General features: G+C 46.5%; 10 protein-coding genes. 8 read left to right on the top strand and 2 right to left on the bottom strand.

The annotated features are described in order from the left end of the window. The first annotated feature begins 291 nt into the window (after window positions 1-291). A complete protein-coding gene (locus Dvar_RS36540; protein ID WP_419658317.1) occupies window positions 292-2,190 on the top strand; it encodes a hypothetical protein in 1,899 nt (632 codons plus the stop codon). A gap of 134 nt (window positions 2,191-2,324) precedes the next feature. Here the strand turns inward: Dvar_RS36540 and Dvar_RS36535 are convergent, their stop codons facing one another. Next, window positions 2,325-2,525, bottom strand: a complete 201-nt coding sequence (locus Dvar_RS36535) for a hypothetical protein (RefSeq protein ID WP_419658315.1) — start codon at window positions 2,523-2,525, stop codon at window positions 2,325-2,327. A gap of 376 nt (window positions 2,526-2,901) precedes the next feature. On the opposite strand from Dvar_RS36535, the gene Dvar_RS36530 reads away from it, so the two are divergent. From Dvar_RS36530 to Dvar_RS36515, 4 genes are all read left to right on the top strand, one after another. Next, window positions 2,902-4,704: a clostripain-related cysteine peptidase gene (locus Dvar_RS36530; RefSeq protein WP_419658314.1), complete on the top strand. Its 1,803-nt coding sequence runs from the start codon at window positions 2,902-2,904 to the stop codon at window positions 4,702-4,704. A gap of 642 nt (window positions 4,705-5,346) precedes the next feature. After that, window positions 5,347-7,803, top strand: coding sequence for a hypothetical protein (locus Dvar_RS36525; RefSeq protein ID WP_419658312.1), 2,457 nt, complete (start codon window positions 5,347-5,349; stop codon window positions 7,801-7,803). A 161-nt stretch (window positions 7,804-7,964) separates the two neighbouring features. Further along, window positions 7,965-8,666, top strand: coding sequence for an immunity 49 family protein (locus Dvar_RS36520; RefSeq protein WP_419658310.1), 702 nt, complete (start codon window positions 7,965-7,967; stop codon window positions 8,664-8,666). 60 nt (window positions 8,667-8,726) lie between these two features. Beyond that, on the top strand, window positions 8,727-9,572 hold the full coding sequence (locus tag Dvar_RS36515) for a leucine-rich repeat domain-containing protein (RefSeq protein WP_419658308.1): 846 nt from the start codon (window positions 8,727-8,729) through the stop codon (window positions 9,570-9,572). 627 nt (window positions 9,573-10,199) lie between these two features. Here the strand turns inward: Dvar_RS36515 and Dvar_RS36510 are convergent. Then, complete coding sequence (locus tag Dvar_RS36510) at window positions 10,200-10,514, bottom strand: hypothetical protein (protein ID WP_419664250.1); 315 nt, start codon at window positions 10,512-10,514, stop codon at window positions 10,200-10,202. On the opposite strand from Dvar_RS36510, the gene Dvar_RS36505 reads away from it, so the two are divergent. The 3 genes from Dvar_RS36505 to Dvar_RS36495 all read left to right on the top strand — a co-directional run bounded on the left by Dvar_RS36505 (window position 10,441) and on the right by Dvar_RS36495 (window position 12,867). After that, the gene (locus tag Dvar_RS36505) at window positions 10,441-10,659 is read left to right on the top strand and encodes an ankyrin repeat domain-containing protein (protein WP_419658307.1); all 219 of its coding nucleotides are present in this window, start codon (window positions 10,441-10,443) and stop codon (window positions 10,657-10,659) included. The two genes, Dvar_RS36510 and Dvar_RS36505, sit on opposite strands and share 74 nt — an antisense overlap. A 484-nt stretch (window positions 10,660-11,143) precedes the next feature. Then, window positions 11,144-12,169, top strand: coding sequence for an ankyrin repeat domain-containing protein (locus tag Dvar_RS36500; protein ID WP_419658306.1), 1,026 nt, complete (start codon window positions 11,144-11,146; stop codon window positions 12,167-12,169). A gap of 326 nt (window positions 12,170-12,495) precedes the next feature. After that, window positions 12,496-12,867: a hypothetical protein gene (locus Dvar_RS36495; protein ID WP_419658305.1), complete on the top strand. Its 372-nt coding sequence runs from the start codon at window positions 12,496-12,498 to the stop codon at window positions 12,865-12,867. Window positions 12,868-13,268: the final 401 nt, after the last annotated feature.

Here is a 13,268-nt window from a genome sequence, read left to right as displayed (position 1 = left end):
ATCATTGGTTTCGGCTGTTGCTACCAGTTTATATTTTTGCTGATGCTTTTCTTGTCTCGAACTATTCCTTTTTTCATCTCTCGTTCCCACCCTCTGCGCATATCCGCCAACCTGAGCGTGTATGAAGGGCTGTTGTCCATCGTGCTCCCATTCTCCGCGAGGGATCGCGTACTTCTGTTTACCATTTGCGGAATAAGAAAAGTATTTTGAAAGGAGGTGGTAAAAACAACCTATTACAACTTGGCAAAATAATCATTTTTCTAAAACAAACCAATTGGAAGGAATTCAAACATGGCTACTAGTTCAGAGGTAAATAATTTATATAACTTTTGGGATAAAGTTACTGGTGAAGGAGACTGCGTTCTTTTAGAGGAAGAAATAGGAAACTTTGATGAATTTACAAATTCGGATGAAGGTATAAAAGAACAGGCAAGTAAATTTAAACTGCTTCTTTTTGATGCGAACGGTAATTTAACTGAACTAGGTAAAAACATTGCCGCCCAGGATGGTGAAGACGGAATCTCTTGGTCGGATCTTATGCAACTTGATGGTTTTGATGGTTCAGAACGCGATTGCTATATATCTAATAGTGAATTGCTCTCATTTCGAGATTCCAATAATTCAGGCGGTGATGATACCGCTCCAACGGACGACAGTGATGATACCGCTCCAACGGACGACAGTGATGATACCGCTCCAACGGACGACAGTGATGATACCGCTCCAACGGACGACAGTGATGATACCGCTCCAACGGACGACAGTGATGATACCGCTCCAACGGACGACAGTGATGATACCGCTCCAACGGACGACAGTGATGATACCGCTTCAACGGACGACAGTGATGATGATACCCGAGCCTCTGAATATGAGAATACATATAATGATGCTGATGACAATAATAACGGAATCTCATTCCATGGGGATGAAAATCAAGATTACATGGACTCATGGTATATTCATGGAGATGGTGGTGATGATAGTATTACCCTTCAGACTAATACTGAGGGAGGGCAGTTGGAGGTTGAAAACTCACTAATTGAGGGAAATGATGGTAATGATCTAATCATTGCTGATACTGTCAGAGCAAGTACGGTTGACGGTGGCACCGGAGCGGATGTAATTGCTATCACTTGTGCGGAAGGAAGCAGTAATATTGCCGGCGGTGAAGGTGTAGATGAGATTAATGTCACGCAATTAGTTAACAGCACTGTTGCCGGCGGCGGCGGCAATGACAATATTGCCGTTGGTTTTGCAGCCTCTGATGAAGGATCAACTAGTGATGTTGATGGTGGTGCCGGTGATGACTATATTGATCTATCAATTTATAATCTTGAAGGTAGAGTAGCGTCTTTAGTGAATGGGACAATTCCAACCTTTACAGGGAATGTACATGGTGGTGAAGGAGAAAATGACACTGTAAGATTGCAGGGTGCTTCAGGTGATTATAAAATTCAGGCACATCAAATTACTACTGATAATGGTGGAACTCACACCATTGACTATACCGATTATATTCAACGGCAAACTGGGGATGTAATCCGTGTATATGCTGATGTTGAAAATGTAGAGTTTACAGTATCGAACACCGGTCTTACCACTGATGGTGTTCCTTCTTATGGTGTGAATGCAGGTGCTCAGGCCAAATTGAACCATCGGGAACCGGGATCTGGATTCGAAGCTAATAAATCATATACTTTATTTAAAGAGAGAAACCTCGAGATGGTGGCTACGATCACTGCCCATGGTCGTATTGGTTCTCAGCGGATATATGCGTACAGTGATGATGGAAAGCGCATATCGATTGTTGATGGTAATAAAGTCTTTCAGGGCACTCGGAACAATGAAGGTATTTACGTTTGGGAGGATGGAATAGACTTGTCTGAAACACCCATTGAGCTAGCAGATGGCAGTACCGTTGGTATTGAAGCTCGTCCAGGAGATCAACCTAATCCTGTTATTCATACAAATGGTGGGTATACCATTTATGAGAAAGCTAATGTTAACTGGGAAGATTTAATTATAATTGATGTAGGTGATCAAGGTACTATGGCAGATGGCGTTGCGCCGGGTGGTATTTTGGGAGCAAGACTTAATGGTCAAGGAGATTCTGAACAGGCGCAGCCCGCTAATAATCTCTGGCAAACACCAGCATGGATGAACACTCCCGAATTCCAGAATGCTTGATAGTATCTCTGGTGTAATGATATTTTTGTGGAAGACTACCCCCACAAAGGAATCCTGAGTAGTTATGGAGTGTAGATTGGGTTAAGCGGCATTCGGTGTTGAGTTGCGTCACGGCAAACACACCTTTATTAAAATCAGCGAAAAATCATGCTGATAAAAGGTGGTAGGCGCAACCCGACAATACCGCCGCTTAATCCAAAACCTGCATAAAAAGGGAAGGCCAGGTCTTTTCCTGTTAATTTTGATAAAAGGGTTGGCGAGGGATTCTCTTCCTTCGGTGAACTTTTTATCTGATCGTTTCGGTTCTCCGGCATGACCCGAAACGGCGGAACCACTAATCATTCCTTAGCCAGATTCTCAAGTTCGGAAGCGGCCCTGTCAGATCGTTGGTAAAAATCAGGCGCCGCTACAGTGACTGCCCTTTGGGGGGCCGAAAAAAAGCATCGTGCCTGTCCTTGGAAATATCGATTCCGACGATCAGGTGGTTGTCCAAGCCGCGAATCTGGTTGCGCAGTCTGTGCAAAACCATTCGAAGCGTGTAATGCCGTCCATTTTCGTTTTTCCTGCTTTTCAATTAGCAAAGGGTTTGGACTAAGCGGCCTTTTGCCATCACTCCCATGGCTTTTTTTATGTGTTGGATGAAAGTATCTGAGTGATCCGATACGCCGGAACTGCGTGTGAATCAATAAAGAAAATGAAGATGAAGAAGTTATGAAAAGGGTTGGAATTAAGCCAAATAGTTTGAGGGTTGGATTGTTTCTGTCGACACTTGTTATTCTTGTTGCATGCTGTGGTGGTGGCGATGAAGGTTCGCCTACTGATGATCAAGAGATAAGTAGCACATGGACATATATGGTCTATATGGGGGCCGACAACGATCTTTGTGATTATGGCTTTGCCGACTTGAACGAGATGGAGATGGTGGGATCCAGTGCAAACGTGAACATTGTGCTTCAAACGGAATTAAGTTACGCTCTGAGTTGGAGTGGACATATGGATTTTTGGCAAAACCATTTGGAATACATGGGTCATACAATTCGTATGCTGGTGCAAAATGATACCAATGAAGATGATCTTGATCTGTCGTCTGCCACATCCATCGGGCTGAACCTGAATTCGGCATCCCCTGATAAGCTAAGCGATTTTATCACTTGGGCCAAGGAAAATTATCCCGCGGATAAATACGCACTCGTCATTTGGGATCATGGGGCGGGATGGAAAGCGGCAAGGTTGGCGGCGGCGCCGTCGCGGGGGGCGGTTGTCGATACAACGAATAACTCCATGATGACGCTGCCGGAACTGGCCCAGGCTGTTTCGGATTCAGGGGTCAAGTTTGATCTGATCAACTTTGATGCCTGTTTTATGGGGATGTACGAAGTCGCGTATGAATTCAGGGGGCTGACCGATTACATGGTCTTTTCCGAAGAATCGGAGCCCGGAGTAGGAGATCCCTACGATACCATCCTTGCGGCGCTCAACGCAGATCCGACCATGTCTGGTAGTGCCCTGGCGAAGACGATTGTGGATAAATATTATGAATTCTATAGCTTTTCACTTTCAGAAGATAATGCGGCAATCACCAAGTCTGCGATCGATATGTCAAAAATCGACTCGCTTCACCAAAGTCTCACCGCGTTGGCTGACGGAATCATTGAGGAGTACGATAATGTCTCTACGGCCATTTCTGAAGCGCAGGCTGGAACGCAAGCATATGTATTGCCGGCGAATCACGATCTATTCGATTTCGCAAACTATCTTGATCAGGCGCTTGAATCGGGAAATGCCAAAACAGCCGCGGCTACTGTTGCATCTGTGCTGGACGAGGCCATCATCGCCAATCAATACCATGGCGATAGGGTGGCAGGTTCCAATGGACTGGCGATCTACGTGCCCACCGAAGATCAACTTGCTGACGGTGACTTATCGCAATACGGTCAGCTGGCCTGTAATGCGGACGGAGGAAGTACATGGCTGGATGCGATTAATATGATCGTTGAAAATGCTCCGGATGATCCGGATCCTGACATTGATGGCGCATCCTTTGCGGTTGATATCCAATGGGATACCGATGCAGATGTCGATCTTTTTGTCCGTGAACCCGACGGGACTTGGTATGACGGCAGCAATACGGTACTGACTACTCCCAATGGGCAGTTTTCGTTGGATTCAACTTTCAGCGGTGTGTCTGAAGAGTATTACGTCGCCAATGAGGACAGAGAAGCAGGCGAATATGAAATCACGATCAATTATGATGGCAGCGGGGTCGATGCCGATTATGCGAATGTTTCTTTGCGATATATGTTGGATTCGACGGGGTGGCAAGAGATAGATCCCGTAAGGATGGACCTCAGCAATCCAAATCCGGATGATTTCGACGGTACATTGGAAGATCTTAACGATTACAGCAACTGGTGGTGGCCAATGACAATCACCGCAGGTGAAGGTGATAGAAGCGAACTCACATTTGAGTCAGGCAATAAGAAATTTAATTTACATTTTATCCCTATGAAATGAGGCCCGGCATGCAAGAAGAGCGAGTCGTTTTTTCGATAGCGCTAATCATTCGTAAAGCAATATGTCAAGTGATCAAGATTGCGGATGACGAGCGTACAGTTCGAAGCCGTATAGTCCCTCTTTTCTGAATATGGATCCTTCGACCGACAATCTCACCTTTCAGAAAACTCTGGGAATCCTCCCCTGCATAACAACGGTGCCCATATCCGAATAATCGAAAGGGTCATTCCGTTTGCCCGAACATCTTCTTAAACCACCGCCCCGGTAGTGTCTATAGCCCGGGGCGGTCATATCATTCGTACATAAAAGAAGAGGATGCTGAAATGGTTGACAGTATAGATAGTGAGGGTGATTATAGTGGCCTCGGAATTGGCAATCCGGGCTCTTATGGCGGATCAAATTCTCTTTATTCGACCTTCTTCATTTCAAGCCCCATGATGGCAGCCGTAAACACAGGATGCCCTAAGTACTCCCACAGGGATCAGTCCTTTTAAAGTAGTACTATAAAAACTTGCAACAATTATCATTTAATTAGCAGCAAAATCAATTACAATGTAGCATTAAATACTGCTAAAAGCTGGCCGACGAGTTTGCTGCTCTCTTTACTTAATGCTCGCCTATTTTAGGATTAAAGGAGGTGCTATGTCTGATTACGGTTCGTGGGATACGGGCTCTGATTACGGTTCGTGGGATACGGGCTCTGATTACGGTTCATGGGATACGGGCCTTGATTTCGGTTCATGGGATACGGGCCTTGATTTCGGTTCATGGGATACGGGCCTTAATTTCGGTTCATGGGATACGGGCCTTAATTTCGGTTCATGGGATACGGGCCTTAATTTCGGTTCATGGGATACGGGCCTTGATTACGGTTCATGGGATACGGGCCTTGATTACGGTTCATGGGATACGGGCCTTGATTACGGTTCATGGGATACGGGCCTTAATTACAATTCGTGGGATACGGGCCTTAATTACAATTCATTGGATACGGGCCTTAATTACGGTTCGTGGGATATAGGCTCTGATTTAGGTTCGTCAAATACAGGCTCTAATACAATTTATGATCCTGATACAGGAACTTATCTTACAATATCCAATAACACATTTAAAGATAGTTTGACGGGGCAAAATGTAAATTATATTGATTTAAGTACTCGTCCTCCAGGCGATGATAGTGGTTTAGGCAGCTCAGGTAATAACCCAGGTATTGGAGGAATAGATAGTGATAGTCCGTCAAGCTACGACAGCCTCGTCGGTCTTGCCAACCCGAGCTCCTATTTCAGCGGACAAACAGACAACAGCAGCCCCGGTAATGAAACAAATTTCACGAACTTGTTTAGTGGTTATCCTATAGACTCATCCACTGCCGGCGTCGATATCCAGATGGTTGATTCCTTTGATCCTGATACCTTTCAGGAAGGCGGTCCATTAGAAGTTGTGGATACCTCGCTTGCTCAAAATTCTGCATCAGATCAGAATTATTATCAAATAGATGCCTACGTGGATAATTACTCCTATGGTAACAACATTGCCTTGAACGCATTGAAAGTGCCCCCAAACGCCGCCAATAATTTGTGGAATCAGTATGTTGATACGACAAATACCGTTTTGCACGATTCTCAATATATTATGGATAAGGGGGTGGGGCCCTATATCGAAAAGAGAACAGATGATTTAATGAACTGGGCTGGCGAGACGACAAGCACAATCAATACAATTGTTAAAGATGGCCCGACAGAGCTCATGAATTTCCTGACCGACCCTGATATGGATACGATCAGGGAGATCCTTACCACTGGTTTTTCAGCTGAAAGCTGGGAAAAATCCTTGACTGTTGGCGCTGGTATTGGTTTAGGTAATGCGGGTTCCGCTGCGCTTGGATCGATCAAGGGGGCTGCGGTAGTTGCAGGTGTTGCCACAAAAGGTAAAAATGCCTTTAAAGGTTTAAATGCCTTGCACAAATTTAAAGATAATTCCGGCTATGTTGAAAAATATTTGGATGGTCGGAAACTCTCCGATGTATCCGAAAACGTACTTACGAAGGGAGGGTACCACAAATACACTTACCATAAAGGCGACAAGGAAGGTACCGTTGAACTCAGAAGAAATGGAAACAATGATTTTTCTACCGAAGAATTAAATATCAACGAAAATGGTGTAATCGAAAGACAATACCCTTTCAAAAATTTAAGTGCCAAAGAAAACTTGGCAGATAATTCCGGCTACGTTGAAAAGTATTTGTTAAATAATAATTTATCGGAAGTATCTAAACAAGAACTTAAAGATGCAGGCTATTATAAATACACTCACAATTCCGGTGGCAAGGCTGGTGAGGTCGAACTTAGGAAATCGCCGGGAGCTTTTTGGTCCACCGAAGACCTTGATGTTGTCAATGGGAAATTGAAAAGGCCGGATGTAACAGTCAACAAAGCAAGCTATACATCTTTTGATTCGGGTATTGATTCTTCGGCGGTTATAAACGATGCCATGGGTGACGCTAAGTTGGGGCTTGAGACCGACCTGAGCACCTATGACAATCTATTAACGAAAAGGAACAATACCACAACAAAGTCTGAATGGAATAAGGTCAACGGCGGAGAAATTGCCCCCTTGTCGGGCAATATCGGTGAGAAAGTCGGGTCGGCTTTTATGAGTAAATTCGAAAATGCGACCCCCATCTATCCAAACGCAACAACAACTGCAACGTTCAGCAACACAACAGGAGAATTCGATAAGGTCTTTAAAGTCAATGACGAGGTCTGGGTCGTGGAGTTCAAGGGTGGAACGTCAGCGCCCCAGTCCCTTGGGAAAATAAAACTCAACGGACAGTACTTCGAGCAAGGCACAACCCCATACGCCCAGGCGACTACCCGAAATATGGCGTCTATGAAACCTGGCGGCAATGTTTCGGTTGCGGATGCTGCTGCAGCGAAAAATGCCGCAGATGCCATTACAGAGGCCGCCGACAGAGGCAAACTGAGATACTATAAAGTCGAAACACAAATCGGTTTCGACGCCCAGGGCAAGGCCATGATCGAGGACGTAAAAATGAGCGAGTTCAAGGTCGATCAAAAGGCCATCGCCAATTCACAGTAGAACAAGGAGCAGAACCCATGGAAGTGGATCACCGGCGGGTATATGAGCCGTGGCAAGAAGGACTTGATATAACAATTAATCACGTAATCAACAGGGATGTCCGAAAAAAGATAGGTATCGTCAGAAACAACATCAAGAGGATTGGGGAAGAATCCCTCTGGATGGCCCGTCATCTGAGCTACCGCCGGTCCGAGGAGAACGACCGCCTGGCCGTGGAGTGGCTGCGCTACGGCAGCAAGGCCTATGCGGCCTACTTCGAGCTGGCCCGCGAGCCGAAAAAAAAGCAGACCATCCGGATCCTGGACCTGCCGCCGGTCACCTGGGACGGGCGCGGGATTATCGACGATGGAATGATATCTGCCTTGGACTGGCAGGAGGCCTACTTTCTAGCCGCGGTCATGCGCGACCGGGAGAGCATGGATTCCCTGGCCCGTTTTCCCGTGGATCTGCTGCGCAAGAGCGCCACGAAAAACGAGTCGCCGGAGTACCTGCTGGTAGAGGCCATTCAAAGCCTGCACCTGGGGCGGCCCGACTATGAAACCCGGATGACCGGATTTACGCGCACGTTCGATATGCGATCCGCCAGCGACTGGATCATGTACATCACCATGGGCAAATTCGAGACCATGGTTGCCCTGACCCAAATACTGGATCTGGACTTTAACGCGATCCTGGCCAAGCACCTGGGCTCTCACCGGCGCTACTACGAGCGCCACACGCCGGAAAATATCGAGCCGGTGGACAGCTGGATCGCCATCGCGCTTTTAGGCATGGCCTGCATGGCCCATGATAAGGGTGATCCGGTGACCGTGGAATCGGACTATATTCCCCGCTTTCTCATCGAAGGCACCTATCTGTTTTAGAAAAACGAAAGTCTGCCGGCATCATTCTGGAAAAATCAAAAACCATGAAAAGGAAACAGGATGAACAGTAAATTCCCGTCAACACCGCAAGGTGCCGGGGTGAAACGCGCCTGGACCATGAAGGACACCTCCGTGGCCGGGCACATCTGGGAACTGGTGATGCTGATTGCGCCTGGCGGGATGATACCGACGGCCGAGCCGATCCTGATGCGTGAACCCGAGCTCGACTACGAGGCGATCATGGCCGAGCTCGAGTCGGTCTGCGACAGCATGGAACATGATATTTTCAGCCTGCCCCGCACGGTGACCTTCAAGGACGCCGATCACGAGGCGGAGTGCGTGGCGCGGCTGAACGCGCTCCTGGCCCAAGCCGGGCGCATCGCGCGTGCCGGGGCCGAAGGCCTGGCCGACGACATAAGGTTTTACGAGAACTGGTTGACCTGCATCGCTCCCTGCGCCAATATTTTTCCCGGCGTTGACGAGGCGGTCCGGGCGGGCCAGGATGCCTGCCGCGTCAACCTCAACGATGCCCCGCTCCACGGAGACCTTGCCGAGCTGAGTGCCTGCCCCAACATCATGTCCCTTGCTCTGGGCGGCCACTACAATGACGATGAGATCGGCTGGCCGGTATCCTTTGATTTTTCCCAGCTCACGAAACTTCGCGCCCTTTACCTTGATAACAACGATTTCCCGGATATTCCCGAAAGCGTGCTTGAATGCCGTAACCTGGAGTGTCTCAGTCTTCGCGAGAACCAGATCGTCTTCCTGCCGGAAAAAATCGGCCGCCTGACATCGCTGCGCTGGCTGGACCTGCGTCGCACACCGGTGGAGCCAGACCAAATCGATTATGCCCGGGCGGTTCTCAAAGATTGCGAAATATTGGTAACGGACAGAGCGTATGGATAAACCGTCTGCTAAGACGCAAATAGTGTGATGGAGCTTTATGAATTAATCGTTCACGTACGTGACACAGATTCGGAAAATTCGATTTAAAGATTCGGGACGGGCAATGCCAACCAATTGAAATTAAAATTTAAAGTGTCAAAAAAAGTTAGTCTATTTGGGGCCTTCTTGCGATTTTCAGCCATAAAAATCGCATTATAGGCGATGTGTAGTTTTGGGATATTCTGTATTCCTTATGTCAACAAAAATAATATTTTAAAAACAATTGGTTATAAACGATCTGGTTCTAAATACGCACCTCTCTTGTTGATTTTATAAAAGGGTTGGCGAGGTATTCTCTTCCTTCGGCGAACTTACGATCTGATCGTTACGTTTATCCGGCATGATCCGAACCAGCGGAACTGCCAATCATTCCTTATCCAGATTCTCAAGTTCGGAAGAGAGGCCAATTGATTGTCCCTCTCGCGGTCATTTCGCCTCAACGTCTATAAACGGGCTCTCTCGCCGAAAATGTTAAAGCGGTGCTTGTGTCAATTTTTCAATCGCCTCTTCACTTCATAGAGATGAATTACTTCTTATGGTGCTGGCAGGCCCAGGATTGTCCCTCCCGAAATCAATGTCTCTACATTGTTACATGGGCTCTGCCAGCAGATAACCAGGATTGAAGGGTTCGTTCTTTTTCAGCATAGGCCAGACGATCACCAACATCTTGGCGGCGATTTTGACACGGGCTTTGGTCCTGATCCCACGCTCTTCCTGGCGGCCTTCCAGCATCCGGTTGTAGATGCGGCGGAAGGCATCGTTGTGATAAGAGGCGATCTGGGCGGCCTGATACAGGCCGTAGCGCAGCTCGGCATCGCCTCTTTTTGATGTGAGCGGTAACAGTGGAGTAAAATCGCAGCACGATAAAAACCTTCTCTTATTTGGCGCATCAGAACGTGGCAATATTGCACAAGCACAGACTGCTTTGGATGAGGGTGCCGATATCAATGCCAAATGGAATCATTATCACAATATCACGGCGCTTATTATAGCATCGGCCAACCATCATTTAGACATGGTCAAATTCTTATTTGTGATAGGGCAATAAAAATTCAAACAAAATCATGAAGAGGTGGTAACACTGCTCTCCAAGTTTTTATTGTTCAGGAACTGACAAAACAGCTCCCATGCCTTTTGCTTTTGCTCGATTGTAAGATTGCTTTTAAAAATGCGGCTTCAGTCTACCGAATAGCTTCGAGTTCATCTGCCTTTATGCTTCGCTGGGCGCGCTTCAGTGCCTCGGGTGACACATCGAGACCATGATGGCGAATAACCCAGTGGAGCCGATCAAGCTTCAACTGGTCTTCCTCGCTACCGGCTCATTGCCGCCACATGGTTTCTGAGTTCCTGACGTTCCCGATTGCGCTGCTCATTCGTGACCGGCACGGCCATATGTGCAGCCGGATGGGCGCTGGCTCCCTTTATGGCCATCCGGTTTCTAATGTAAACATAAACAGATATCAGTGCTTCCAGGACACTTTTGGATAAGGCCTTTTTTTTATTTTTACTCAGTTCGATGAAAGAGGGATGTCTTGCAATCTAAAATAAACCAGATTCTCATTTCAAACAGGATGTTGTTCATCATTGGGGCTGTTTTCATTTTGGCTTCATGCACTATTAACAGCGGAGATAACTCACAAATAGAGAAAAATGATCGCCTGTTAGACGCTATACAAAATGCCGACTTGGACAAAGCGCAGGCCGCCATCCATGACGGTGCCGATGTCGATGCAAAATGGAGTGATCATGACGACATGACGTCACTTATGCTGGCATCGAAGAAAGGCCTTCTTAAAATCGTCGAACTCCTCTTGGACTGCGGCGCAGATCCTAATCTATATCTAAAAAGCACCAAAGATGGTGCAACGGCTATTATGCTAGCCTCCTATAACGGCCATGCAAAGATTGTTAAACTGCTGTTGGATAAAGGGGCTAATACCGACCATAGAGAAACGGTAAACGGCAAAACATCCCTGCTGATCGCTTCGGAAAAGGGCCATGTGGATGTTGTTGACCTGTTATTGGCCGGGGGGGCTGATGTTGAAGAAAGACAGACGAGAAACGGCGCCACCGCCCTTATGAAGGCATCACAAAATGGTCATGCAGATGTGGTTGAACTGTTGCTGGCCGGTGGAGCGAATATTGAAGCAAAGGGAACGAAAGGCAGTGACACAGCCCTTATGTTGGCTTCCTTTAACGGCCATACAAAGGTTGTTAAACTGCTGTTGGAAAAAGGGGCTAATATCGACCATAGAGAAACGGTAAACGGCTATACATCCCTGCTGATCGCATCGGAAAAAGGCCATGTGGATGTTGTAGACCTGTTATTGGCCGGGGGGGCTGATGTTGAGGCAAGACTGCCGAAAACCGGTGCCACCGCCCTTATGCTGGCATCACAAAATGGTCATGCGAAGGTTGTTAAACTGTTGCTGGAAAATGGGGCGGATGTCAATGCCAGGACAACCGATAGGCTTCAATTAACCGCCTTAGGGGTCGCAAATAAAGCAAAGAAAAAAGCCGTTTCAAAAATACTCGAAGAAGTTGGTGCGGTGGAATAGAAAACGCAGGTTGAAGTAATGTGTTTAAGTGAAGCTATACGGGACATGGGCCGCATCGCGATAGACTCGAATGCAACTGGTGTCTGGTCAGGAGACTTGAGTCCGAAGTTCAGAACGGATATCACGTTTAAACTTTATGGTCTATTTCTCCAACCATAAGCGGTAGTGACCAAGGATTTAATGGTATTGGTATTTCGGGTGGCCCCGGCTTGGGCTTATCTGCTTCTGCGACTTATACGGATAGCTATTCATTTGCCGATATGTATGAAGATCTATCATCCTTGTGGGATTGGATCACTGAATAAGGAACCAATATCATTTTTGACATGAAAACAGATACGTATTATTCACCTTTTTCAGAAAAAAGAATACTTCGAATTCTTGCCGAGCAGATCGATCAAACGCCCAGCATTTTTCAGTGTGTTGTTTCTCTCAACGCTGCTAGATATATTGGAACTTCAAGTGTTTGCGGCACTTTTGCTGGGAACATGTTTGAATTGAGAAACCGTAAGGACCCTTTTTTTTCTCTCCGGGCACATGGCTCACTTAAGGTCGGTAACTCGGGTACGCTCATTGAAATCCAATGGGTAAAACCAAAGATTCCTGATCTCTTTGGCGTCCTTTTTCTTGGAAGATACTCCATTGATAAAGACACGATTCTAAATTTTCTTAGAGAACAAATGCATATAAATCCATAAGATTTTGGTTTAACTTTAGTAGCCTAAAAAGTTTCGGATAGCCGATGTAGAATACCGCAATTAAGGGTGTAGTAACCGCCTAAATTTCACAATCATTGATAAACGGAAATGGATTTTCGAATTAGATGAGCCTATAGCAAGGGGGCTGGAAGACAAAATTTGCTAATTTGAGTACTATGCTAAGCTCAGCCCAAACACGCAAACAAGTTGCTACGTCTGGACCTTGCTCAGCAATAACGCCCAATTTTTATTCCGCTTCGGATCTATTGGACTTTCAGGTTTGATGCAAGGATCATTGACTGGATATGTGGTCAGCTTTAACCGTTGGCATCACCAGCATCATGGTAAATTGGATATCGTCAATCTGTTAGTTTTATAAGATTTTTGGTTGATCTATTTGG

The sequence above is a fragment of the Desulfosarcina variabilis str. Montpellier genome, from assembly GCF_048565275.1.
Taxonomy (GTDB): Bacteria; Desulfobacterota; Desulfobacteria; order Desulfobacterales; family Desulfosarcinaceae; genus Desulfosarcina; species Desulfosarcina variabilis.
The sequence above is the reverse complement of the archived record's forward strand: the minus strand, read 5'-3'. Positions and strand labels throughout refer to the sequence as shown.

Excerpts from the sequence above, each read along its gene's own strand:
- Dvar_RS36530 (WP_419658314.1), top strand. The coding sequence starts at position 2,902 with ATGAAAAGGGTTGGAATTAAGCCAAATAGTTTGAGGGTTGGATTGTTT.
- Dvar_RS36525 (WP_419658312.1), top strand. The coding sequence starts at position 5,347 with ATGTCTGATTACGGTTCGTGGGATACGGGCTCTGATTACGGTTCGTGG.
- Dvar_RS36540 (WP_419658317.1), top strand. The coding sequence starts at position 292 with ATGGCTACTAGTTCAGAGGTAAATAATTTATATAACTTTTGGGATAAA.
- Dvar_RS36520 (WP_419658310.1), top strand. The coding sequence starts at position 7,965 with ATGGCCCGTCATCTGAGCTACCGCCGGTCCGAGGAGAACGACCGCCTG.
- Dvar_RS36495 (WP_419658305.1), top strand. The coding sequence starts at position 12,496 with ATGAAAACAGATACGTATTATTCACCTTTTTCAGAAAAAAGAATACTT.
- Dvar_RS36515 (WP_419658308.1), top strand. The coding sequence starts at position 8,727 with ATGAACAGTAAATTCCCGTCAACACCGCAAGGTGCCGGGGTGAAACGC.